General features: G+C 44.4%; 23 protein-coding genes. 12 read left to right on the top strand and 11 right to left on the bottom strand.

Features of this window, described 5'->3' with window-relative positions; translation table 11 throughout:
• Nucleotides 1-194: 194 nt before the first annotated feature.
• On the top strand, nucleotides 195-2183 hold the full coding sequence (locus BC643_RS01295; RefSeq protein ID WP_120271367.1) for a peptidase U32 family protein: 1989 nt from the start codon (nucleotides 195-197) through the stop codon (nucleotides 2181-2183).
• 190 nt (nucleotides 2184-2373) lie between these two features.
• A complete protein-coding gene (locus BC643_RS01290) occupies nucleotides 2374-3318 on the top strand; it encodes a DUF6807 family protein (RefSeq protein WP_120271366.1) in 945 nt (314 codons plus the stop codon).
• Here the strand turns inward: BC643_RS01290 and BC643_RS01285 are convergent.
• The 4 genes from BC643_RS01285 to rpsF form a co-directional block, all read right to left on the bottom strand.
• Nucleotides 3305-4351 (bottom strand): Gfo/Idh/MocA family oxidoreductase, encoded by a 1047-nt coding sequence (locus BC643_RS01285; RefSeq protein WP_211337948.1) that lies wholly within the window; start codon nucleotides 4349-4351, stop codon nucleotides 3305-3307. The two genes, BC643_RS01290 and BC643_RS01285, sit on opposite strands and share 14 nt — an antisense overlap.
• 177 nt (nucleotides 4352-4528) lie before the next feature.
• Nucleotides 4529-4975: a 50S ribosomal protein L9 gene (rplI, locus tag BC643_RS01280; RefSeq protein ID WP_120271365.1), complete on the bottom strand. Its 447-nt coding sequence runs from the start codon at nucleotides 4973-4975 to the stop codon at nucleotides 4529-4531.
• Nucleotides 4976-4991: 16 nt separating this feature from the next.
• Nucleotides 4992-5261, bottom strand: coding sequence for a 30S ribosomal protein S18 (gene rpsR / locus BC643_RS01275; RefSeq protein WP_120271364.1), 270 nt, complete (start codon nucleotides 5259-5261; stop codon nucleotides 4992-4994).
• Nucleotides 5262-5264: 3 nt separating this feature from the next.
• Nucleotides 5265-5612: a 30S ribosomal protein S6 gene (rpsF, locus tag BC643_RS01270; protein ID WP_120271363.1), complete on the bottom strand. Its 348-nt coding sequence runs from the start codon at nucleotides 5610-5612 to the stop codon at nucleotides 5265-5267.
• 231 nt (nucleotides 5613-5843) lie between these two features.
• On the opposite strand from rpsF, the gene BC643_RS01265 reads away from it, so the two are divergent.
• From BC643_RS01265 to BC643_RS01255, 3 genes are read left to right on the top strand one after another with little or no spacing between them, the layout of a single operon-like run.
• On the top strand, nucleotides 5844-6446 hold the full coding sequence (locus BC643_RS01265) for a beta-phosphoglucomutase family hydrolase (RefSeq protein ID WP_120271362.1): 603 nt from the start codon (nucleotides 5844-5846) through the stop codon (nucleotides 6444-6446).
• A gap of 23 nt (nucleotides 6447-6469) precedes the next feature.
• The gene (locus BC643_RS01260) at nucleotides 6470-6838 is read left to right on the top strand and encodes a CidA/LrgA family protein (protein ID WP_120271361.1); all 369 of its coding nucleotides are present in this window, start codon (nucleotides 6470-6472) and stop codon (nucleotides 6836-6838) included.
• Nucleotides 6822-7517, top strand: a complete 696-nt coding sequence (locus BC643_RS01255; protein ID WP_211337947.1) for an LrgB family protein — start codon at nucleotides 6822-6824, stop codon at nucleotides 7515-7517. Before BC643_RS01260 ends, BC643_RS01255 begins: the two co-directional genes overlap by 17 nt.
• A 131-nt stretch (nucleotides 7518-7648) precedes the next feature.
• Here BC643_RS01255 and BC643_RS01250 read toward each other — a convergent pair whose 3' ends face one another.
• Together BC643_RS01250 and tsaD are read right to left on the bottom strand one after the other, a co-directional pair.
• The gene (locus BC643_RS01250) at nucleotides 7649-8608 is read right to left on the bottom strand and encodes a CobW family GTP-binding protein (protein WP_120271359.1); all 960 of its coding nucleotides are present in this window, start codon (nucleotides 8606-8608) and stop codon (nucleotides 7649-7651) included.
• 120 nt (nucleotides 8609-8728) lie between these two features.
• Entirely contained in the window at nucleotides 8729-9766 is a 1038-nt protein-coding gene (gene tsaD, locus BC643_RS01245) for a tRNA (adenosine(37)-N6)-threonylcarbamoyltransferase complex transferase subunit TsaD (RefSeq protein ID WP_120274092.1), read from the bottom strand.
• A gap of 145 nt (nucleotides 9767-9911) precedes the next feature.
• On the opposite strand from tsaD, the gene BC643_RS01240 reads away from it, so the two are divergent.
• From BC643_RS01240 to tolA, 5 genes are all read left to right on the top strand, one after another.
• Nucleotides 9912-14258: a translocation/assembly module TamB domain-containing protein gene (locus BC643_RS01240; protein ID WP_120271358.1), complete on the top strand. Its 4347-nt coding sequence runs from the start codon at nucleotides 9912-9914 to the stop codon at nucleotides 14256-14258.
• 126 nt (nucleotides 14259-14384) lie between these two features.
• The gene (gene nhaD / locus BC643_RS01235; protein WP_120271357.1) at nucleotides 14385-15764 is read left to right on the top strand and encodes a sodium:proton antiporter NhaD; all 1380 of its coding nucleotides are present in this window, start codon (nucleotides 14385-14387) and stop codon (nucleotides 15762-15764) included.
• Between the two features lie 95 nt (nucleotides 15765-15859).
• Complete coding sequence (locus BC643_RS01230; protein ID WP_120271356.1) at nucleotides 15860-16561, top strand: MotA/TolQ/ExbB proton channel family protein; 702 nt, start codon at nucleotides 15860-15862, stop codon at nucleotides 16559-16561.
• Nucleotides 16562-16566: 5 nt separating this feature from the next.
• On the top strand, nucleotides 16567-16974 hold the full coding sequence (locus BC643_RS01225; RefSeq protein WP_120271355.1) for an ExbD/TolR family protein: 408 nt from the start codon (nucleotides 16567-16569) through the stop codon (nucleotides 16972-16974).
• Nucleotides 16974-18053, top strand: coding sequence for a cell envelope integrity protein TolA (gene tolA / locus BC643_RS01220; RefSeq protein WP_120271354.1), 1080 nt, complete (start codon nucleotides 16974-16976; stop codon nucleotides 18051-18053). The genes BC643_RS01225 and tolA overlap by 1 nt, the downstream gene beginning before the upstream one ends.
• On the opposite strand, the gene BC643_RS01215 is transcribed toward tolA, so the two are convergent.
• Nucleotides 18054-18335 carry a tetratricopeptide repeat protein gene (locus tag BC643_RS01215; RefSeq protein WP_120271353.1) on the bottom strand — a complete coding sequence of 94 codons (282 nt, stop codon included), beginning with the start codon at nucleotides 18333-18335 and terminating at the stop codon, nucleotides 18054-18056.
• Nucleotides 18336-18437: 102 nt separating this feature from the next.
• On the opposite strand from BC643_RS01215, the gene BC643_RS01210 reads away from it, so the two are divergent.
• Nucleotides 18438-19034: a nitroreductase family protein gene (locus BC643_RS01210; protein WP_120271352.1), complete on the top strand. Its 597-nt coding sequence runs from the start codon at nucleotides 18438-18440 to the stop codon at nucleotides 19032-19034.
• Between the two features lie 27 nt (nucleotides 19035-19061).
• Complete coding sequence (locus BC643_RS01205; protein WP_120271351.1) at nucleotides 19062-19283, top strand: hypothetical protein; 222 nt, start codon at nucleotides 19062-19064, stop codon at nucleotides 19281-19283.
• A gap of 5 nt (nucleotides 19284-19288) precedes the next feature.
• Here BC643_RS01205 and BC643_RS01200 read toward each other — a convergent pair whose 3' ends face one another.
• The 4 genes from BC643_RS01200 to BC643_RS01185 form a co-directional block, all read right to left on the bottom strand.
• On the bottom strand, nucleotides 19289-19714 hold the full coding sequence (locus BC643_RS01200; protein ID WP_120271350.1) for a MarR family winged helix-turn-helix transcriptional regulator: 426 nt from the start codon (nucleotides 19712-19714) through the stop codon (nucleotides 19289-19291).
• 49 nt (nucleotides 19715-19763) lie between these two features.
• Complete coding sequence (locus tag BC643_RS01195) at nucleotides 19764-20240, bottom strand: glutathione peroxidase (protein WP_120271349.1); 477 nt, start codon at nucleotides 20238-20240, stop codon at nucleotides 19764-19766.
• 19 nt (nucleotides 20241-20259) lie between these two features.
• A complete protein-coding gene (locus BC643_RS01190; RefSeq protein ID WP_120271348.1) occupies nucleotides 20260-20697 on the bottom strand; it encodes an organic hydroperoxide resistance protein in 438 nt (145 codons plus the stop codon).
• 111 nt (nucleotides 20698-20808) lie between these two features.
• The gene (locus BC643_RS01185) at nucleotides 20809-22995 is read right to left on the bottom strand and encodes a RelA/SpoT family protein (RefSeq protein WP_120271347.1); all 2187 of its coding nucleotides are present in this window, start codon (nucleotides 22993-22995) and stop codon (nucleotides 20809-20811) included.
• Between the last annotated feature and the right edge of the window lie 39 nt (nucleotides 22996-23034).

Here is a 23034-nt window from a genome sequence, read left to right as displayed (position 1 = left end):
ACGAAAAACAGCGCGTTAAACGCACAAAATGAAAGAAGAACGAGACAGAGCCTTCACATTATGTTGCAAAATAACCACACCTTAATCGTCAATTCACCTTTAGGTAGTTTTTAAGCTTTGCGTTCAAATACTCAGCCAACAAACAGCCTTTCACAAGCTGGTATTTTAATGCTATTTTTGCACAAATTATTGTGATGACGAGCAACAAAACAGAATTATTGGTTCCGGCAGGAAGTGTCGATTCGTTTCGGGCAGCCATTCGGGGGGGCGCCGATGCCATTTACATGGGGTTGAAGCAATTTAATGCCCGAGTTCGGGCCAACAATTTCAGCGAAGACCAGCTACCGGCTATTCTGCAGGAAGCACACAAGAACAAAGTCAAAATCTACATCACCCTGAATACCGTTATCAAGCAAAAGGAATTGCCCCGATTGCTCGACTTTATGGCTTATCTCGAAAAGGTTGGCGTTGATGCCATTATCGTTCAGGACTGGGGTGTGTTTTCACTGGCTCGTCAATACTTTCCAAAACTTGTCTTGCACGCCAGCACACAAATGGGAAACCACAACTCTGTAGGGGTACAGCATGCCGCAAAATGCGGATTTCAACGAGTTGTGATGGCTCGCGAGCTAACCATGACAGAACTGGAGCATGTCGCTCAAAAATCGGTTCTCGAGCTCGAGGTTTTTATTCACGGTGCTTTGTGCTACAGCTTTTCCGGTCAGTGTTTTTTCAGTAGTTATATTGGTGGACGTGGCGCTAACCGGGGCATGTGCAGTCAACCTTGCCGCATGGCTTACACCGATAAGCAGGAGCAGAAATACCTGTTCAACCTGAAAGACAACCAACAGCTGGACAACCTTGACGGCCTGCAAAAAGCCGGAATCCATTCTCTCAAAATTGAAGGTCGGATGAAGTCGGCCGATTACGTTTTTCAGGTCGCATCAGCCTATCGTCTGGCTCTGGATCATCCCGAGCAAAAAGCCGAGGCAGAAGCGATGCTGCAACTTGACTTTGGGCGGGAAAAAACGGGCTATTTCCTGGATCAAAATGTCTCGGAGGCACTCGCCGAAAATTCGAATACCGGTATTTTAATGGGAAACGTCATTCGTGCAGCGAAATCGGAGATCACTTTTTTCAGCGCACAGGAACTCCAGGCGAATGATCGCCTGCGCATCCGTTTGCTCAAAAGCAATCAAACGGTCAACCTGAAACTGGACGACTTTTGGGAAGAAAACGGCCGCTACAGCCTCCCCTGGACCGGCAAAGAGCGAATTTCGTCAGGAGATGAAATCTACTGGATTGGGCGGCGGCAGGAATCCTTCCCTTCCCGACTGCCCAAAGTACCCGCTCCGACGGTTAGCCTGGCATTCCAGCAGAAAACAAAAATACTGCAGCAACAGGCCTTTCGCACCAAGTCGACCTCCCAAGGCAGCTTGTTTATCCGGATTGATGATACCGACTGGTTTCCGTTTATCCGCGCCGAGGAGGTCGAATGCATTATTCTTTCACTTGGGAGAAAACAGCTGGAAGAATTGAACTTTGACCAGAAATTCATTCAAAAAAATAAAGCGAAATTAGCGATCGAGCTCCCCAAATTCATTGCAGAAGGACAAATTGAAGCCTGGCAAAAGGCAATCCGAAAAGCAGAAGAGAACGGCATTCAGCATTTCTTTTTGAGCCATCTTTCGCAACAATTACTCATCAGTCGGTCGAGTCGGTTTAGTTGTAACGAACAGGTTTACGTTTACAACGATGCAGCCTCTAAATTCTTGAATTCGGAAGGAGCACAACACTTCTGCTATTCGATCGAAAATGATTTCGAGAACCTGAAGGCGCTTCAAAACAGACAGGGAATTGTACTGCTACACACCACTCCCGAGCTCTTTTATTCGCGAATGCCGGTTAAATTGGAACAGGATAAGAATCAGTTCAAGGATGAATTCAGCAAAACCTATACGAAGCAAAATAAGGACGGTATCACCATTGTGACACCCGACCGACCGGTGAACCTCTTTCAATATAAGAATCAGCTTTTAAAAGAAGGATTCAACCATTTCATGTTCGATCTGAAACACGAGGTACCGAATCCGAAACTGATCAAAAAGATATTTTTGAACTACCGTTCGGGAGACCCAATTCAGCCGTCCACTATTTTCAACTTTAAGAAGGGATTACAGTAATTACATTTTTTGCAGATTAATTGACAAAAACTTATCCTGTCTGATATACATTTTTTATCTTAGATGCGCTGCTAGGTCGATTCTATGCATGCATTGCAGGATTTGCGTGTTCCCTAACCAACGCGCGTAAACCTGTTCAGGAAAGAAAACCAAAAGCTCAAAAAAGCTTTAAACTGACGACTAAAACTATATGATAAAAAATCTTACCAGTCTCGTACTCCTCTATTTTGTGGGACTTGGAGCCATCTCGGCACAAGTCAGTATAAAAAAAGAACAAGGCGGCATTTGGATCATTGATGGTGGAAAAAATGTAGCCTTTTACCAAAAAGAACCCATGTCGTTTAACGCAGCGGAAAAGCGGAACAACTTTCTGCACCCCGTTATGCTTCCCGACGGGACAACCATTACCGAAAACGCACCGGACGATCACCTGCATCACCGGGGAATTTTTTGGGCATGGCACCAAATCCTGATCGACGAACAGCAGGTGAGCGACGGCTGGGACTTAAAAAACTTCGCCGTTGATGTTAAAAGTATTGAATTCAGACGGTTGAAAAGCGGTGATGGTGAGTTGCAAACTACGTCATTCTGGACTTCGCCACTTTACAAAAACGGCGAAGAGGCCTACCTAAAGGAAATTACAACCTATACTTTCCACAAGCAAAAAGGAAACTACCGAATCATGCACTTTCGCATTCGCCTGATTTCGCAGGTCGAAAACCTGAAGCTTGGAGGATCGCAGGATGAAAAAGGCTACGGTGGTTTTTCAGCCCGTATTAAGTTGCCGGCTGACGTTCAATTCCGGTCGAATCATGGTAATGTGCAACCCGAAAATACGCCCGTTCAAGCCGGCGATTACATCAATATTAGCGGCTCGATGGCCCGAAACGGAAACGGAGCGGGTGGCGTAATTATTTATGCCGATCCCAACAATCCCATCAATACCCACAGCTGGATTTTACGCAGTAAAGAAAGTATGCAAAATGCTGTTTTCCCCGGCAGGTACCCGGTTCAACTAAAACAGGGAGAACCGCTGGAACTGAACTACACTGTGGTTCTGTACACCGGCAAAGTGAAAGAGCGTAACATTCTGAAGGAAATTGAACTGGATGATTCGCAGCTTACAAAAGAATAGTACGCTGCTCCCGATCGCTTAACAAACAAGCTTCGAGCACTTTCAAACAATCACGGCTTTCTTCCGGTTTCACCAGCAAATCGGCACCATTCACGATGGCTTCATACAGATTCTTGTAGAACATGGGATAGTTTCCCGGAATTGTCTCGGTGTGCTCGCGGATAACCTGTCCGTCTTTTTCTGTGTGCAATAATCCCCAGAGATCCTGGGGCTCTTTTCCCCAATCCGGTCCTCCAGGCAATTTTCCGGCTTTCAGCGCTTCTTCCTGCGGATCAATCCCCCATTTTTGAAACGAGCCCAATGTTCCGTGAAGCGAGTACCGTGGCCCCGGTTCCCGAACTAAATAGGAGCTCTTTAGTAAAGCAGCAAAAACGTCGTACTGTAAGCGAATATCATAATAATCAGGCACGCGGCCATTGGTCCGCAAGGTAGCCAGATGAGCGGTCACGCCTTTGGGCATTCCAAACAAGTTCAACACCTGGTCGACCATGTGTGAGCCCAAATTATAAAGTACGCCTACCCGATCAATTCCTTCTTCTTTCCAAGTATCGGGTTGAATGAAATTTCGGTACCGATCGAAGTGCGATTCAAACTCAACCAAACGCCCCAAAGCTTGTTCCTCCAACAATTTTTTAACGGTCAGAAAATCGCCGTCCCAGCGCCGGTTTTGGTAAACCGTGAGTACTAAGCCTTTCTCTTTTGCCAACGCAATAAGCTCATTGGCCTGCGCCACGGTTTGGGTGAATGGCTTTTCAACAACCACATGCTTACCAGCCAAAAGAGCTTGTTTGCACATGTCGTAATGCAAATAATCGGGGGTATTCACGATCACAAGTTCGATGGACTGATCGTCCAGAATCTCGCTGAAATCCCGAACAATTGTAGCCTCCGGACAATTGGCTGCTGATAAGTTTTTGGAACGTTCGAGGATTTTGCTAATCTGGAAACCGGGATTCGCTTTCAGCGAAGGGCCGTGAAATACCAGGCCCGACATCCCGAATGAAGCAATAGCTGTTTGTATTGTTTGGATCATCTTCTTCGGTTTTGAAAACCGAATATACAAAAGAAGGTCTGTACAGAAAAGAAGAAAGCCTGATTTATTTCTGTCGAAACGCAGACGGATGAAAATAAGAAAGCCGTCAGTGTGTGAAGCTGACGGCTTTTATTGTTTGAAAAAAAACGTGTGTCTGTGTGTGTTTGAAAAAATTAATTATTCTGAAACAACTTCGAAGTTGAAGTCAACCAGAACTTCTCTGTGCAATTTGATTTTTGCAGTGTATGAACCAACTTCTTTAACGCTGTCACCTGCCAAACGGATTTGTTTGCGGTCGATGTCGAAGCCAAGTTTTGCAATTGCTTCAGCCAACTGAATGGTGTTCACTGAACCGAAGATTTTACCGCTTGAGCTTGTTTTAGCGCCAATAGTTACGGTTTTGCCTTCCAACTGAGCAGCCAGTGCCAAAGCTTCTTCTTTCAATTTAGCTTCTTTGTGTGCACGTTGCTTGATGTTTTCAGCCAAAACTTTTTTGGTTGATGCATTGGCTACAATAGCCATTTTTTGAGGAATAAGGTAGTTACGTCCGTAACCATCTTTTACTTTAACGATATCGTCTTTGCTCCCCAGATTATTAATATCTTGTAATAAAATAATTTCCATTTTGTCTTTCTTTTTCTTATTTCAACATATCAGTCAAATAGGGCAGCAGGGCCAAGTGACGAGCACGTTTTACTGCTTTAGCCACTTTACGTTGATACTTCAATGAAGTACCGGTAATACGGCGAGGAAGAATACGACCTTGCTCATTCAGGAACTTTTTCAAGAACTCAGGATCTTTGTAATCCACATACTTGATTTTGTTCTTTTTGAAACGGCAGTATTTTTTCTTTTTAATTTCTACTGACGGCGGGGTCAGGTAACGGATTTCACCTTGATTACTTGCCATAGCTTAGTTCTCCTTTTCAGTTTTAGTTTTGTTTCTTCTTTTCTCTGCATACTCAGCAGCGTATTTGTCCTGTTTGAAAGTCAGGAAACGAATAATACGCTCGTCGCGGCGGTACTGAAGTTCCAATTTTTCGATCATTTCAGGCTCAGCCTTAAATTCGAATAAATGGTAAAATCCAGTGCTTTTTTTCTGAATGGGATAAGCTAATTTGCGTAATCCCCAGTCCTCTTCATTGACAATTTCGCCACCGTTCTCGGTGATGATGTCTTTGAATTTACTTACCGCTTCCTTTATCTGTACGTCAGATAAAACGGGAGTTGCAATGAAAACGGTTTCATACTGGTTTTTCATAAAACATCTAATTTATTAAACATTAAAAATTTACACCTATCTTTTAGGTCGCGCAAAATTAGGAATATTTTAATTCTAAACAAACCTTTTCAATTGAAATACGGCTCGAACAGTTGTTTCACCAGCTATTCTAAAGCAAATTTTAAGATTTTCACCTTTCCGGTTAACCCAAAACACATTTTCGGCACAGGAATCTGAAGTTTTCTACCTTTGTCGCTCAAATTTGACATTATGGTACTTGAAAAACACCCGAAAGCCGAAGCGTTGATTTTTGATTTGGATGGGACGTTGTCTGATTCGCTTCCGGTTCACATTGCCACCTGGCACAAAGTATGCGCTCACTATAACTGCACATTCAACGAGAAAATCATAGAAGAAATGACCGGCATGCCGACAATTAGCTTTGCCGAGCGGGTTATTGCCGAAAACAACTTGCAGGGAGTTGATCCGAATGAAATCGTGAAAATGAAACAGGAAACATTCTGGGATCACGCGTCATTGCTGAAACCACACCAGCCGGTTGTCGACTTAATGTTGAAATATCACGGTAAAATCCCGATGGCTGTCGGCACCGGAGCCAGTCGACGCAGTGCAGAAGTGCAACTCGAAAAGTTGGGGCTGACCAAATATTTCGATGCGATTGTTACCGCCGACGACGTTACCAAACACAAACCGGAACCGGAAACATTTTTGAAGTGTGCCGAGTTATTAGGTATTAAAGCTGAAAATTGCCAGGTTTTGGAAGACGGTGTTCTGGGTATGGAAGCTGCAAAAACAGCCGGCATGTATCTGATTGACGTCCGCCCGTTCACCTACGAGAACTTTGGCCAGTAAGGCTAAACTTTCTACAATTCGACATGAAAATTTTCAAACAACTTTTTATCATCCTCTCAATAAATTTAGGGGGTGATTTAATAAGCAGGTACCTGCATTTTCCCCTGCCAGGTCCAATTACCGGGATGATATTGCTATTGATTTTGTTGCTTACCGGAGTGCTGAAAGAACGTCAGATACGCGAAACAGCTGACTTCATGCTCCAGAATATGGGATTTTTCTTTATCCCGGCTGGTGTAAGTGTGATGATTTCTTACCACGCGTTAAAGGGTTTTTATTTCGAAAGTTTTATCGTCATTCTGATCTCTACAATATTGGTAATGGCAGCGACTGCCCTCGCGACACAGTTATTCATCAATTTGAATGAAAAGAAGAATGGAAAGCATAACTAACACACACCTGTTCGGAATTTTATTGACGGTTGGCCTTTTTTACCTGATTTCACTGGCTAAACATCGAACCCGTCAAAATTGGCTGAATCCACTTTTGCTTTCAGTTATTATTATTATCTGCATTCTTATTTTAGCGGACATCCCCTATGACCACTACATGAAAGGTGGCAGCGTTATTCACGCTTTCCTGGGGCCTGTCACGGTGGTGTTGGCATTGCCCTTGTATCGTCAGCGTAAATTATTAGCATTACACAAATACGCAATCTTGGGTGGAATTATTACCGGGGTTGCGTCTGCAATTCTATCAGTTGTTGGGTTAAGTCGGATACTGGGTTTAAATGAGATGCTTGAACGATCGCTTGTTCCCCACTCCGTTACTACGCCAATCGGTATTGCTGTCAGTAACATGTTGAACGCAACTCAGGGAATCACAATCATTTCGATTATAATTACGGGAATTATCGGTGCATCAATAGCGCCATTTCTATTAAAATTTCTACGAATAAAACATCCCGTTGCTAAGGGTTTGAGTATTGGTGCATCATCGCACGCTTTGGGAACCACAAAAGCTATTGAAATGGGTGAAACAGAAGCTGCCATGAGCAGCCTTGCCATTGGAGTGGCTGCTTTAACAACTGTGCTGGTAGTTATTCTGATGCAACTGATGGGCTGGTATTAGACGAACAAAATCCCAAACAAAAAAATCCAAATTTCAAAGAGCTACGCAGTTCTTAAATTTGTTAATAACACTACCGAGCAATCTGCCAGCTTCTTTTGCCTTTTGCCTTTCGACTTTTCACTTTTGACTTCCTACTTCCCTTCCAAGTAGTGCATCAGCTCGTAAACCACACGCTCGTGGTCAATATCCTTACCGATAAAAACCAGTGTATTTACGGGCTCTTCGCCGGGCTCAAGAAATGATCCCTCGGCATAAGACACCGCCCCGCCTACCGATTGCACAATTGTTTTAAACGGTGAATTCTGCGTAACCAAAAGACCTTTGATTCGGTAAATTTCCCGCTGATTAATCGCTGCATAGTAGTTAAACCAGTATTGAAAACGCTCTAAATTGATAAAACCAGGGAATTGATGGGTGAATGTGCTGTATTTTTTGGATTCCACTACCCGAAACATGACCGGCTGCGATAACTTTTGTTCCAGTTTTCCTTTTACACGCTCACTGAATTCGGCGAGCGAAAAATCCTCCAGAAGTCCGAAATTAGTGTGCTCCACAAGTGCCGAACCGTTATAAGCAAGCAGCTGTCTCTCCAAGCCTGGCAGGGTCTTCGCTTCAATTTCGTTGGTTTTATTAATGATGAGGAGGTCACTCAGAATGACCTGCATTTGTTGCTCGTTTCCGGCAAGCTGCTCCTCGAAGTTTCGGGCATCAACCAGGCAAACGCTCCCCTGCAGCTCATACCGCTCGCGCAAATCTTCGTCGTCGTAAAACGGACGGATCACATTCGACAAATCTGCAATTCCGGTTGTTTCAATCAGCAGAAAATCCAACTCACCGGCTTTGTCTGCCAAATCCAAAAGTGTTAACGAAAATTCGTTGGATATGGTACAACAAATACAGCCATTGCTCAAATCGAAGATATTGTCGGCACGCATGCCGATAATCAAATCCTGGTCGATTGATTTTTCGCCAAATTCGTTCTCAACCAGTGCCAATTTCAGGTGCTGGTGTTTTTTGATGACTTCGTTGATGAATGTTGTTTTCCCGGCTCCCAAAAAGCCGGTCACCAAAACCACACGTATTTTCTCCATGCTACTCAAGGGTGTAGAAATTCCGAATTAGAAAAATCCAAATTCCAAAGATGGGTCGGTGTCTCAAATGTCAACCAAATGACTACCGAATGACAATTAACACCAACTAATGACGCGAAGTTATTCCTGAATATTCATTCGCGCGAAAGGAACGGCATCCATCTCGGCGAACTCGTTGTTCAGGTATTTGTAATGGCCGGTCATCGCAATCATCGCAGCGTTGTCCATTGTAAAGGCAAATTTCGGAATAAAGAGGTTCCATTTGCGTTTTGCCGCCTCTTCGCGCAAGGCATTTTGCAAACCAGAGTTGGCCGAAACACCACCAGCGACGGTCACTTCGCGGATACCGGTCTCTTTGCAGGCCTTCACGAGTTTCTTCATCAAAATCTCGATAATCGTCCGTTGAAGCGAGGCACACAAATCCGGTTTGTTCTCCTCTATGAAATTTTCATTTTCCTTCAGCTGATCGCGCAGGAAGTAGAGGAAACTTGTTTTCAGACCACTAAAACTGTAGTCCAAATCCTTAATTTGTGGCTTGGCAAACTGGAATGCATCGGGATTTCCTTCTTTCGCCAAACGGTCGATCAATGGTCCGCCCGGGTAAGGCATTCCCATCACTTTCGCACATTTATCGAAAGCTTCGCCAGCAGCATCGTCAATGGTCTGGCCGATCACTTCCATTTCCAGGTGATCTTTCACCAAAATAATCTGCGAATTACCGCCACTCACCAACAAGCACAGGTGTGGAAATTTAGGTTCACGGTTTTCAGCGCCATCTTCTTTCAGAAAGTGAGCCAAAACGTGCCCTTGCAGGTGGTTGATTTCAATCATCGGAACGCCGGCAGCTAACGCATAACCTTTTGCAAACGAAGTGCCAACCAGCAACGAACCCAGTAAGCCCGGGCCACGAGTAAACGCAACGGCTGAAATATCCTTTCGGTCAATGCCGGCTTGTTTAATAGCCTGATCAACGACCGGGACAATATTTTGCTGATGTGCCCGCGAAGCCAGTTCTGGCACCACACCACCGTAAGCTTCGTGCACCTTTTGGCTGGCAATGATGTTCGATAACAAATAACCGTTCTTCAACACGGCAGCCGATGTATCGTCACAGGACGATTCAATTCCGAGAATGATGATATCTTTTTTCTGTTCCATGATTTTTTGGTACATTTTTCGCTGGAAAACTTTGCCGCCGGACTTAATAAATCCATTGATTTTAGTTTATTTTGCGTCTAAATAAGGGGACAAAAGTATTAAAAAAACAGTCAAAATAGTAGTTTGGTTTACGGGAGTATTAGCGTTGTTATTACTCATAATTTACCTGGCCTTTCAAACCAGCGCCGTTCAAACTTTTGTTGTCCGCCAAATTACCAATCAGCTCAGCAAGAAATTCAATACAACCATCAGTATCAAAAGCGTTGATATTTCATTCTTCAACAAGCTGATTTTAAAAGAAGTGTACATCGAAGATCAAAAACAGGATACACTTCTGTACATCGATAATTTGATCGCAACAATCGATCATCTGAACCTGAAAAAGCACAATATCAACCTGTCTTCGGTCAATTTATTGCGAACGAAAGTCTTTCTGTCGCTCAACGAGCAGCATTTTCCGAACTATGGATTTCTGCTGGACAGTCTCCGCAGTTCGAAAGCTGATCGCGATACGCTGGGCTGGAATATCACTTGTGAGACATTTTTGTTTGACCAGGCGAAGGTTGGTTATTCTTATTTTAATCAACAGGACTATCATTTAATCGACTTGCAGAATATCCACCTGGAGGTATCAGACCTGAATTTGGAAAAAGATTCAATTTACTTCAGGATTAATGAAATGCAGTTCAACGATCCCAAGAGCTTTAGTTTATCGAATCTGAGTGCCGAATTTGTATCGTACCGGAAAATGATCAAACTGCGCAATTTGAAGGTGTTGACACCGAATTCGGTGATCACGCAGGCAGATGTTGTGTTTGACCAAAGCAAAATGAAGGATGGCTCCAAATTCACGGAATCGTATATCGATGTGGACTTGAAGCAATCGCAAATTGATTTGCAGGATGTTGCAACGGTTGTTCCAGAAATCAGGGGAATGGATCAGAAAATTGATATTTCGGGCCACGTTTTCGGAAAAATATCGGAACTGAAGGCACGGGATCTTCAAATTAAAACCGGCAATTCGACGGCAATTAATTGCGACTTTTATGTGAACGGATTACCTGATTTTGAAAAAACATTCATCCAACTCGATCTGAAGAATTCCACCCTCGACTTTAAAGATATTGCTGCAATCCGACTGCCGAACAGCTCGGAATCGCCCTACCCTAAAATCTCGTCAACCCTGAACGAGGCCGGCGTCATTCAATACAACGGTAACTTCACCGGCTTCCTGAGTGATTTTGTGGCTTACGGAACAATTAATTCGAATTTCGGACGCATCCGTACGGACCTTTCTTTCCGTCCGGCATCCAACGGCCTACTGGACGTTAATGGACATATTAAAACCATCAATTTCCGCTTGGGGCGCTTTGTGCAGAATTCAAAACTGGGACGGGTAACTTTCGGCGGGCAAATTGACGGCCAATTCAACCAGAACAAAAATACGATGAATGCAACAGTGGTCGGAGCCATCGACAGCATTCAATTCAACAACTACAAGTACAAAAACATTGTGCTCGACGGCTTGATTCAGGAACATCGTTTTGAAGGAGATCTGAACATTCACGATAAAAATCTGGAGTGTGCCTTCAATGGTAAACTGAACCTGGATCCGGACTCTTCGCTTTTCGATTTTGAATTGAAACTGGACAAAGCGGACCTGGTAGCACTGCAACTCGATAAGTATTTCAAGCGGTCGGAACTTTCCATGCACGTCAATGCCAATTTCACAGGAAGTAAAATCGACGATATCAAAGGAGCAATCAAATTCGACGACGGGAAATACGTCAACGAAAACGATACGATTTTACTGAACAGTTTAATAATAAACACCACGGCAGCCGAGACAAACAGGCTGGAAATAAAATCAGACTTCATTGATGCTGATATCGAGGGGAGCTACCTTTTTGCGTCGCTTGGAAAATCGATCGAAAACCTGGTGAAATATTATTTGCCCTCAAGCGCAGCGGAAATCCAGGAAACACCGGGCTTAAACAAGTTTAGTTTCGATGTTGAGATGAAGAATCTGGAGCCCGTTCTGCAAACATTCTATCCCAAACTCCGCATCAGCCCCGGTTATATCACAGGCAAATTCGACGAAATAAATCACCGGATCGATTTATACTCCGAGATTGAAAATGTTCAGCTCAACAACATGGTTGTAAAGGGATATTCTCTGTCGATTCATTCCAACGATAAGCTTGAACTGAAAACCCGCATGGAAGAATTTCAGATTGGCGACAGTCAGCGATTGTACAACCTGGCGCTTCTTGCATCAGCTGCCGACGATGAAATGGACACTAAATTACTATGGAACAATTACGATATTCTGACTTACAGCGGTGAATTGGAGGGAAAAGTGGCCTTCACAAAACGGAAAGACCAAACCAACCATGTCGATATAAAAATTGCCCCCAGTAAAATCTATATCGCCGATACGCTTTGGCAGGTTCACCCATCGGCAATGGCAATTGATTCGAGCCGGGTTGAGTTTGACAATGTGATGATCTCGAACGGACAACAGTTTATTGCCATCAACGGCATCGCATCCAAAAACCACGACGACCAGTTAGAACTACGGGTGAAAAATATTGATCTGAAGAACCTGAATTTACTTCTCGGAGACAGAAATAAGCTCAACGGTACCATGGATGGATCAATCAGCCTGATTGACATGTACGAGCGGCCGCTTTTCCTTTCGGACATTAAATTGAATGATTTTACCTACAATGATACGAAGGTCGGCAATATCAGCGCACTCAGTAAATGGGATCGCGCGTCCAACGCTGTCCAGACAGAGTTGATTGTTTCCAATGACTCGCGGCAAACACTATACGGCTATGGCAGCTATTTCCCGGAGCAAGACAGCCTGGATTTGACGCTGGATGCGGAAGGACTCTCGTTAAGTTTGCTCGGCCCTATTTTAGCCGGAAGTTTCCAAAATATACACGGTGACGCGACCGGCGAAGTAAAAATAACCGGCGGGCTGGATAAAATAGAAATGAATGGTGATGTGCTGGCGACCAATGCTGGTCTGGCTTTGACGTATTTACAGGTGGGCTATTATTTTACCGATACGGTGAAGTTCCGAAACGATTCAATCATTTTCCCGAACATCACCATCAACGATTTTGAAGGAAATACGGGAGTTTTCAACGGATCAATCCGGCACGACAACTTCTCGAATATGGATTACAACCTCAGTGTCAATTCAAGAAATCTCCAGATCATCAATACGACGCCTGCTTTAAACGCGCAATTTTACGGGAAAGCCTATGCCAATGGTATCGTACGGATTACCGGTCACGGGCAACGTGTGAATATTGACGGCTCGGCAACGACACTCGGTCACACAGCGCTGAATATTTCGCTCGATTACCAGCAGGAAGCCGAAGTTTACGACTTCATCCGCTTTGTCGATCACAAATCAACGACCGAAAAACCGTCTTTTGTGCGCGGTTCACAGGACAAATCGGCCGTCTTCATGAACTTCAACGTCAACATCACGCCGGACGCGAGATTCCAATTGATCTACAACTCGCAGGTTGGCGATATGATTCGGGCAACAGGAAACGGAACACTGCAGGTGAAAATAGACCCGGATTTCAATATCGAAATGTACGGCGAATACACCGTCGACCGGGGAGACTACCTGTTTACGCTGAAGAACGTCATCAATAAGAAATTCGATATCGAGAACGGCGGAAAAATTCGCTGGAACGGCAGTCCGTACGATGCGACCATTGACCTGAATGCCGTTTACAAGTTAAAAGCGTCCTTGAACGATTTGCTGGCAAACAGCTATCAAAATATCGACGTTAATCAACGCATCCCGGTGAACTGCAAAATCTCGTTAAAAAATCAACTCAGCAACCCCAATATTGCATTCGACATTGAATTTCCGACCGCAGAAGACCAAATCAGGGAGCAGGTTCGGCAATACATGAACACCGAAGAAGACATGAACAAGCAAATGCTATCGCTGCTTGTAATGGGTAAGTTTTACACGCCCGAATATTTGCGGGGCACCTACGAGGCACAGAACCCAAACCTGGTTGGAACAACAGCCAGCGAACTTTTCTCGAACCAATTGAGCAATTGGCTGTCGCAGATTAGTAACGATTTCGACATTGGTATCAACTACCGCCCGGGCAACCAAATTACCGACGACGAGATTGAGTTGGCTTTGAGCACGCAGATTTTCAACGACCGGGTTACGATTAACGGTAACATCAGCAACAACGCCAATCAAACCGGTAGTACCTACAATAACAGCAACAGTAACATTGTTGGCGATTTCGACGTGAATGTGAAACTGACCAACAACGGCAAACTTCAGTTGAAAGCATACAATCACTCCAATAACAACATCATCTACGACACCTCGCCTTACAAGCAAGGCATCGGCTTGAGCTATCGCGAAAGTTACGATACCTTCGAAGAGTTGTGGCAAAAATTCTTGCGACTGTTCGGCAAAAAGAAAGCCGAATAGTGTTGAACAATAGATCGTAAAAATCACTCTTCGCTGTTTTTTTTATACCTAAAATCATAGCTTAAAACAGAGGTTCTTCTATCTTTGAAAATCAAAATCTAGAAAAATTAACCTAATCTGTTAAGTATGTTTGTATTAATGGTTGTCGTGTTCGTGCTTGGTTACCTGGCCATCGCATTGGAACACCCGATTAAAGTGGACAAAGCAGCTTCTGCCCTGATAATTGGTACGCTGTGCTGGGTCGTTTACATCATTGGGGCCAAGGACATTTTTTCGTTAGGCTACAGCCCTGCTTGGGAGAAATTTGCTCACGAACACAATGTCTGGTTATCAATTGAATCAGCTCACGAGTTTATTGTCGAGTTTGAAATCATCCATCACCTGGGGGAGATTGCTGAAATATTATTCTTTTTACTGGGTGCGATGACCATTGTTGAAATGGTTGACCAGCACAATGGATTTAAAGCGATTACCGATCGAATCACGACAACAAACAAAGTAAAACTGTTGTGGATTCTGAGTTTCCTGACGTTCTTCATGTCAGCGCTTTTGGATAACCTGACAACCACCATCGTGCTGGTTGCTCTGTTACGAAAACTGATTGACGACAAGCAAACACGCTGGTTCTTTGCAAGTATGGTTGTACTGGCTGCAAATGCCGGAGGTGCGTGGTCTCCAATCGGAGATGTGACCACCATCATGTTGTGGATCGGTGGACAAGTCACAGCGGCAAAGATCGTGATGGGCGTGTTTATCCCAAGTGTTATTTGTATGGCGGTTCCATTGACAATCCTGAGTTTCACCATGAAAGGTGAAGTAAACAGACCGGTTGTTGAAGACGATGAAAAAGAGTTAACAACTCCCGGGGAACAAATTTTAATGCTCATATTGGGTATCGCAGGCCTTTTGTTTGTACCTGTTTTCAAGACAACCACTCACCTTCCCCCTTACATGGGAATGTTGCTGTCGCTGGGTATCATTTGGGTTGTTTCTGAAATTCTGCACAAAGACAAGGACGACGAGATCAAGCATAAACTGCGTGTTACTGCCGTACTTCGCAAAGTCGACGTACCGACAATCCTGTTCTTCTTAGGAATTCTGTCAGCTGTTGCGGCTTTGCAATCGGCTGGTCACTTGCATCTTTTGTCACAATACCTGGACGAGCATCTTGGTGATATCTTCCTGATCGACTTAGCGATTGGGGTGCTGTCTTCCATCGTCGACAACGTTCCGCTGGTTGCCGGAGCAATGGGTATGTACCCGATTGCCGAGACAGGAGCAACCGGCTACATGGCGAGCTTTGTGCAAGATGGTACTTTCTGGGAATTCCTGGCTTACACTGCCGGTACCGGCGGTAGTATGCTAATCATTGGTTCCGCTGCCGGTGTTGCTGCAATGGGCCTCGAAAAGATCGATTTCATCTGGTATCTGAAGAAAATCTCCTGGTTGGCACTGGTAGGTTATTTAGCAGGTGCAGCTTTCTATTATATTGAGTTCATGCTGTAAGGTCAGCTTAAAAATATTCTTATTTTTGCGAGGCATACTATTATTTGGTGTGCCTCGTTTTATTTATCTCAGGATTTAAAAAAACAGAAAACTATATGCTGAACTTCGTTTTACTTCAAGTGAGCACACCTGTTGAAGGTGCCGACTCTGTAGCTCAAGCTGCGCAAGATGGAATTGTAACCCGCTTTTTTGATTTGGCTTTAAAAGGAGGATGGATCATGATCCCGATCCTCGCATTGTCGTTAATTGCGGTCTTCATTTTTGTTGATCGTTATTTGGCGGTTAAGAAAGCAGGACGCGTGGACAACACGCTTTTAGAAAAAGTAAAAGATTACATTCTGCAAGGGAAAATCGATGCTGCTTTGGCTCTTTCGCGTTCTCAGGATACGCCTACTGCACGCATGATTGAAAAAGGAATTACGCGCATCGGACGCCCGATGTCAGACGTTAATTCGGCCATTGAAATGGTGGGTAACCTGGAGATTTCGAAGTTGGAAAAAGGTTTGCCGGTTTTGGCTAGTGTTGCCGGTGGTGCCCCTATGATTGGGTTCCTTGGTACTGTTATTGGTATGATTCAGGCGTTTTACGACATGGCAAATGCCGGTAGCAATATCGACGTTACCTTGTTGTCGTCGGGTATTTATCAGGCCATGGTAACTACCGTTGCCGGTTTGACCGTCGGTATTATCGCGTACTTCGCTTACAACATCCTGGTATCAAGCGTGGAGAAAGTGGTTTTCAAAATGGAAGCGACCACATCCGAATTCCTGGATTTATTGAATGAACCAGCAAAATAAGACCAATGGCTTTAAAACGAAGAAATAAAGTAGATGCCAGTTTCAGCATGTCGTCCATGACCGACATCGTGTTTTTGCTGCTGATCTTCTTCATGGTTACATCGACCCTGATTGCACCAAACGCACTGAAACTGCTTCTACCCGAAAGCAACAACCAAACTGCTGCAAAACCAATCACAACGATTTCCATCACGGCAGATTTGAAATATTACGTGAACACCGACGGTACTCCGCGACGGGTTTCCTTCAGCGAGATTGAACCGGCACTTCAACGAAGCATCGGCGACAATCCAGAGGCCTATGTGTCGCTCCATACCGACAAGTCGGTTCCTGTTGAGCAGGTCGTAAAAGTGATGAATATTGCACGCCGCAATAAGTACAAATTGATTTTGGCAACTGCCCCCGAACGTTAATGAGCTACTTCCGCGAACATAAAGAAGGTTTTTGGGGAACGATCATTTTTCATGCGATCATTCTGATCCTCTTATTCCTGTTTGGCTTTTTCACCCCGCTACCATTGCCGGGAGAAGAAGGTGTTTTGGTGAATTTTGGTAACAGCAAGCAAGGAGCCGGCAAGGAAGAACCTGCGCCCGCACCACGTCAAAGCACAGCTGCGGCAAAGCAGGAAGAAACTGCACCGCCGGTACAGGCAAGCACGCCACCACCGCCGCCTCCAGCAGCTGCACAAGCTGCACCTGCTGAGGCCAAAGAGGAGTTGATGACGCAAGATTACGAGAAGACGGTAGCCCTGGAAGCCGCCAAAAAGAAAAAAGAAGCGGAAGAAGCAAAAAAGAAACAAGACGAATTGGCTCGCCAAAAACAACTGGCGGAACAAAAACGAAAAGAAGAGCTGGAAACTCAGCGTAAGCAAACAGCCGAAGCTGAAGCGAAACGTCAGGCAGAGATCCAAAAACAAAAAGAAATAGAAGCAGAAAAGCAGCGCTTAGCGGAAATTGAACGCAAAAAACAAGCGGAAGCCGAAGCAAAGCGGAAAGCTGAAGAAGAGCGCAAACGCAAGGAAGCCGAGGAAGCTGCGAAGATTGCAAAAATCAACTCCATGACAAACGTCTTCGGTTCAGGGTCTGGTGGGGCGGGAAGCAGTGATTCCAAAAGTACCGGGCAAGGCGTTTCTTATCCGGGAGGAAATCAAGGATCGCCAAATGGAGGCAATTCCTCAAAATATGGAGACGGTGGTACGGGTAGCGGAAATTCCGGAAACGGACCCTCATTTAGCCTGTCTGGTCGTAGCGCAACCGGTTTGCCAAAACCGAGCTATCCTGGCAATGAAGAAGGAGTTGTGGTGGTAAGTATTACTGTTGACAAATACGGAAAGGTTAGCAATGCAAAAGCTGGTGTTCAGGGAACAAACACTTACAATGCCAGCCTGTTGGAAGCTGCTAAACAAGCGGCTTTAAAAGCGAGCTTCAACGCCGATCCGAATGCGCCGGCTTTCCAAACCGGAACAATCACCTACAAATTTGTGCTGGACTAATCAGGGATTCATCAGGTCGGGATTGTAAAATCCCAAAATAGAACGGGCCATTTCAATCTGATTTTGCGCTCCGGGAAATTGCGGGTCTAGCTCAAGGACACACTGAAACTGGTTGATAGCCCGTCCCCATTCGCCACGTTTTTGAAAAATCTGTCCGTATAGAAAATGAAGATCTGCTGATTTTTCACTCGAGTTCAGCAGTTGTTCAATTCTTACAACAGCTTCACCCAATTGATTTTGATCAATTAAAGTCTTTATATTTTTAAGCTGAGCTTCAGTCATAGTGTTCCATTTCAACGTAGTTCGATTGGGCAAACAATGCCGGAAGTTACAAACTAATCGGCTTGAATTTTGTTTTTTCAACTAAATCCTAAAAAACTGGACATGACAACGAAAGCAGAAAACATTGAAAACTGGATTCGAAATCGCAAATCTACCTTTGTAAATGGCTTAAAAGAAGGCAGCAAAATTGAAGACGCTGTTATTGAAAAGCTGTTGGAAAATGCCAGCTGGGCACCTTCGCACGGCCTGGTTCAAGCCTGGCACTTTAAAGTTTTTGCAGAAGACGCTGTCGAGCGCTTTTTCGCCGTACAGCAACAAATTTTCAAGGAAATTACCCCCGCTGAAAAATACATGGATTTCAAATTTGAAGCTTACGCAGATAAGCACAAGCGCGTATCACACATTGTAGCTGTTATCGCGAAACGTGACCAATACAAGCGTTTCCCAAAACAGGAGGACATGGCTTCGGTAGCTTGTGCCGTTGAAAACATGTATTTGAGTCTGGAAGCCTACGATATTGCCGGATACCTGAGCACAGGCGGTATTTGCTATTCGCAACAAATGCGGGATTTCCTGGAACTGGGTGCCGACGATGAACCAATCGGCTTTTTCATTTTAGGTGAAGCTGATGAAAATTTCCAACGACCACCGAGAATGCGCATTCCGGCGGCTCAAAAAACGGAGTGGATCCGCAAATAATTTTTACATCAAAATAAAACTGGAAACATGAAAACAAAGAGCATTTTATTACTCTTGCTAGCTACTACTTTGACCTTTTCGTCGTGTAAAACGATTTTTATCGGGAAACACCAAACGGTAAAAACGAATGCTAATGGCGATATTCCGCCGGGGCAAATGAAAAAATTGACCGGAGAAAAGAGCGCGAAAGAGTACGCACCGGGTCAACAAAAAAAGAAGAATAAAAAGAGTAAGAAAAACAAGAATTAGGAAATTCACTTCAACTGATCAATCATGCGATAGAGCGTGCTGTGAAGCGCTGTTAATTCTTCGATAGAAAAGTTATTCATCGCTTCTGCGAGTCTGAATGGAATTTCGGCAGCTAACTGCTCCATGGCTTTTCCTTTCTCGGTTAAGCGAACGATCACTTTGCGCTCATCGTCCGTCGCTTTTTCTCGCGTGATAATTCCCTGGCTTTCCATGCGCTTGAGCAAAGGCGTAACCGTGTTTGTTTGCAAAAACAAGCGTTTGGCAATGTCGTTTACCGGCATAGAATCGGTTTCCCACAGCACCAGTAAAACCAGGTATTGCGGATAGGTGATCTCCAGTTCGTCCAAAAGCGGCTGATATTTGCGAATAATCATCCGCGAAACAGAATAGAACGGGAAACAAAGTTGATTGTCGAGTTTAAGTTGTTCCATTGTATTGAAAATTGCAGGTAGTGTTTAGTGCTACCTGCAATTTACCATTTTATAATAGTTTCAAAATATCCTTTTCCATTTTTTCGGGCTTGGTAATCGGCGCAAAACGTTTCACCGGGTTACCATTTTTATCAATCAGAAATTTGGTGAAATTCCATTTGATTTTACTACCCAGAATCCCGGGTTGCTTTTCTTTCAGGAAAGTATATAAAGGATGTTCTTTTTCTCCGTTCACATCAATCTTCTCGAACATGCGAAACGAAACCCCATAATTAACCAGGCAGCCCTCTTGTATTTCTTTGGCTCCGCCCGGTTCCTGGTTGCCGAATTGGTTGCAGGGAAAACCAAGTACCACCAATCCCTGATCTTTATATTTTTCATAGAGCTGTTCCAAGCCGGCGTATTGCGGCGTGAATCCACATTTACTGGCTGTGTTTACAACAACGACAACCTTCCCTTTAAATTCGTCAAATGCCACCTCTTTGCCTTGCAGCGATTTGGCTTTATAATCATATATTGTTTTCATAGCTTTTTCTGTATTTAAATTAATCTTCGGTTTGAACTTCCTGAGAAACAAAATCAATGACTTCCAGTTCAACGTTGATGTTTCCTTTTGTCGCTTTTGAGTACGGACATGTCGCGTGAGCGATCGATGTCAGCATTTTCGCCGTGTCCAAATCAACATCACTGATACGCACAGTGAGTTTGACACTTAGGTCAAATTCCAAGCCTTTGCGGTGCAGACTAACCTCGGCTTCAACCGATGTTTCTTTTTGTTTTAGGCCTTCTTTCAGAATCACGAACTGAAGCGCACTATCAAAACACGCGGCGTACCCTGCTGCAAATAATTGCTCGGGATTGGTGTATTCCCCACCCGGACCTCCCATCTCCTTTGGAATTTTAATACTGAAATCCAAAATACCATCTTCACTGGTAACACGGCCGTTTCGGCCTCCTGTTGCGGTAACTTTTGTTGTATACATAGCGTCCTATTTATATCGTTTACGATACAAATATAGACATTTTATATCGCAAGCGATATAAATAGATTCAAATAGAATGTTAAGAATGCTTAAATGAGGCAAGGTCACGTGCTAACCATCAGCACGCGACACATGCACAATACCTTTAATATGCTGTAATTTACGCATCAAGAATTCGAGATGCTCGATATTATTGACATACACACGCAAAGTGCCCTCAAATTCGCCGTTCGTTGAGTCGATATTGATGGAACGCATGGAAACGCCGATATCCTTGGAGATAACATGCGAAATTTGTGCTACAATACCAACGTCATCCGTTCCTGACAATTTAATGGTCGCCTGGAATGAACTCTTTTTATTGGAGTCGCGCCACTTCGCCGGAATAATCCGATACGGATACCGCTCGAACATTTGGCGGGCATTCGGACAGCTGCTGCGGTGAATCTTAATTCCCTCCTTAATGGTGACGAAACCAAAAATATCATCACCAAAGATCGGGTTACAGCATTGCGCCAGTTTGTGCGTTACATCTTTTATATTGTTGTCAATCACCAGGTAATCGTCTCCCCCGGTGAATTCCATGTCATTGTATTGCTCGACAGGCAGGCTTTCCTCCAGCTTCGATTTTGCCGACTGGTTGTCATCCTTCGCGGTGATAACCTCTTTAATATCTAACGTATCGATTTTCTCAACCGAAATGTTGTAATAAAGATCCTGCGCCAATTTCAACTGGTAATGCTTCAGCAGCGTCCGGATCAGCTCGTCGTTGTATTCAATTTTCCAGTTCTTCAGTTTCCGCGTCAGAATTTCCTTGCCGTTCTCGGCTTCGCGCTTGCGTTCTTCATTCAAACTGGCTTTAATCCGGTTCTTCGCCTTGCTGGTAATAGCAATATCCAGCCAGTCCAACTTGGGTTTCTGGTTATTCGAGGTGTCGATGGAAATCTGCTCGCCGTTCTTCACCTTGTAACGAAGAGTCACTTTCTTCCCGTCAACCATCCCGCCAACGCAGTGATCGCCAACCACGGAGTGAATTTCATAGGCAAAATCCAACAGAGTTGCTCCGGCTGGTAGACGTTTGAGGTCACCTTTCGGAGTGAATACAAAGATCTCGTCGGTATAAATATTCGTGTTGAACTCATCAATGAAATCGACAACGTTCAATTCCGGGTTTTCGAGGATCTCGCGAACACTGGCCAGCCATTTTTCCATTTCAGCGGAAGCCGAGCCGCCTTTGTACTTCCAGTGGGCTGCCAAACCTTTCTCGGCAATTTCATCCATCCGCTTGGTCCGAATCTGGATTTCAACCCATTTTTTCTGCGGGCCCAAAACAGTGGCATGCAAGCTCTCGTAACCGTTTGATTTCGGCACCGTGATCCAGTCGCGCATCCGCTCGGGATTGGCCTGATACTCCTCGGTAACAATGGAATATACCTGCCAGCAATCCGACTTTTCCGCCTTCGGATCCGAATCCAAAATGACGCGAATGGCAAAAATATCGTAAACTTCGTCGAACGGAACGCCCTGCTTTTTCATTTTGTTCCAAATAGAATTGATGGCCTTGGTACGGGCTTTCATTTCAAATTTGAATCCTTTCGACTTTAACTTCTCTTCGATTGGTTTTACAAAGGCTGCGATAAAGTTTTTCCGCTCAGTTTCCGATTCTGTCAAACATTCAGAAACGTGATTGTAAGCATCCGGTGTGAGGTACTTCAGACACAAGTCCAGCAATTCGGAATTCACATAGTACAAACCAAGACGGTGCGCAAGTGGAGCATACAAGTGTGAAGTCTCAACCGAAATCTTCGATTGAAAAGCAGCCGGGTAATTATCCAAATGACGCATCACATGCAGGCGATCGGCAATTTTAACCAGGATCACCCGAACGTCGCCGGCCAGGGCCAACATCAATTTCCTGTAGTTTTCCGAGTGGAGACCAACCGTGTCGGTACCTAAAGCATTGATTTTCGCCATCCCTTCGAGGATACCTCTGACCACAGGCCCAAAATTATCTTCAATCTCCTTAAAACCCGGTTTTTTCGGAACATCTTCGTAAGGAACATTGTGCAACAAACCGGCAGTAATGGAATCAACGCCCAAACTGACCTCTTCGGCAACAACCAACGCCACCTCTAACGAGTGGATAATTATGGTCTCGCCTGTCGTCCACTTTCGTTCTTCCAAAATGTCGTAAGCATAATCGAAAGCACGTCGCACCTGTGCCTGTTCTGTCTCATTCAGGTTCTCCCGACATGCGGATTCCAAATTATGCCATGCTTGTTCAATATCTTTGTGCATCTCTTATTCCTTCTTTTTCGGATCTACCAAAATTAAAAA

Source organism: Mangrovibacterium diazotrophicum (genome assembly GCF_003610535.1).
GTDB classification, from domain to species: domain Bacteria; phylum Bacteroidota; class Bacteroidia; order Bacteroidales; family Prolixibacteraceae; genus Mangrovibacterium; species Mangrovibacterium diazotrophicum.
The sequence above is the reverse complement of the archived record's forward strand: the minus strand, read 5'-3'. Positions and strand labels throughout refer to the sequence as shown.

Bases quoted from the DNA above. Each gene is read 5' to 3' on its own strand.
- BC643_RS01295 (WP_120271367.1), top strand. From the start codon at position 195: ATGACGAGCAACAAAACAGAATTATTGGTTCCGGCAGGAAGTGTCGAT.
- BC643_RS01290 (WP_120271366.1), top strand. From the start codon at position 2,374: ATGATAAAAAATCTTACCAGTCTCGTACTCCTCTATTTTGTGGGACTT.
- BC643_RS01285 (WP_211337948.1), bottom strand. From the start codon at position 4,351: ATGATCCAAACAATACAAACAGCTATTGCTTCATTCGGGATGTCGGGC.
- rplI (WP_120271365.1), bottom strand. From the start codon at position 4,975: ATGGAAATTATTTTATTACAAGATATTAATAATCTGGGGAGCAAAGAC.
- rpsR (WP_120271364.1), bottom strand. From the start codon at position 5,261: ATGGCAAGTAATCAAGGTGAAATCCGTTACCTGACCCCGCCGTCAGTA.
- rpsF (WP_120271363.1), bottom strand. From the start codon at position 5,612: ATGAAAAACCAGTATGAAACCGTTTTCATTGCAACTCCCGTTTTATCT.
- BC643_RS01265 (WP_120271362.1), top strand. From the start codon at position 5,844: ATGGTACTTGAAAAACACCCGAAAGCCGAAGCGTTGATTTTTGATTTG.
- BC643_RS01260 (WP_120271361.1), top strand. From the start codon at position 6,470: ATGAAAATTTTCAAACAACTTTTTATCATCCTCTCAATAAATTTAGGG.
- BC643_RS01255 (WP_211337947.1), top strand. From the start codon at position 6,822: ATGGAAAGCATAACTAACACACACCTGTTCGGAATTTTATTGACGGTT.
- BC643_RS01250 (WP_120271359.1), bottom strand. From the start codon at position 8,608: ATGGAGAAAATACGTGTGGTTTTGGTGACCGGCTTTTTGGGAGCCGGG.
- tsaD (WP_120274092.1), bottom strand. From the start codon at position 9,766: ATGGAACAGAAAAAAGATATCATCATTCTCGGAATTGAATCGTCCTGT.
- nhaD (WP_120271357.1), top strand. From the start codon at position 14,385: ATGTTTGTATTAATGGTTGTCGTGTTCGTGCTTGGTTACCTGGCCATC.
- BC643_RS01230 (WP_120271356.1), top strand. From the start codon at position 15,860: ATGCTGAACTTCGTTTTACTTCAAGTGAGCACACCTGTTGAAGGTGCC.
- BC643_RS01225 (WP_120271355.1), top strand. From the start codon at position 16,567: ATGGCTTTAAAACGAAGAAATAAAGTAGATGCCAGTTTCAGCATGTCG.
- tolA (WP_120271354.1), top strand. From the start codon at position 16,974: ATGAGCTACTTCCGCGAACATAAAGAAGGTTTTTGGGGAACGATCATT.
- BC643_RS01215 (WP_120271353.1), bottom strand. From the start codon at position 18,335: ATGACTGAAGCTCAGCTTAAAAATATAAAGACTTTAATTGATCAAAAT.
- BC643_RS01210 (WP_120271352.1), top strand. From the start codon at position 18,438: ATGACAACGAAAGCAGAAAACATTGAAAACTGGATTCGAAATCGCAAA.
- BC643_RS01205 (WP_120271351.1), top strand. From the start codon at position 19,062: ATGAAAACAAAGAGCATTTTATTACTCTTGCTAGCTACTACTTTGACC.
- BC643_RS01200 (WP_120271350.1), bottom strand. From the start codon at position 19,714: ATGGAACAACTTAAACTCGACAATCAACTTTGTTTCCCGTTCTATTCT.
- BC643_RS01195 (WP_120271349.1), bottom strand. From the start codon at position 20,240: ATGAAAACAATATATGATTATAAAGCCAAATCGCTGCAAGGCAAAGAG.
- BC643_RS01190 (WP_120271348.1), bottom strand. From the start codon at position 20,697: ATGTATACAACAAAAGTTACCGCAACAGGAGGCCGAAACGGCCGTGTT.
- BC643_RS01185 (WP_120271347.1), bottom strand. From the start codon at position 22,995: ATGCACAAAGATATTGAACAAGCATGGCATAATTTGGAATCCGCATGT.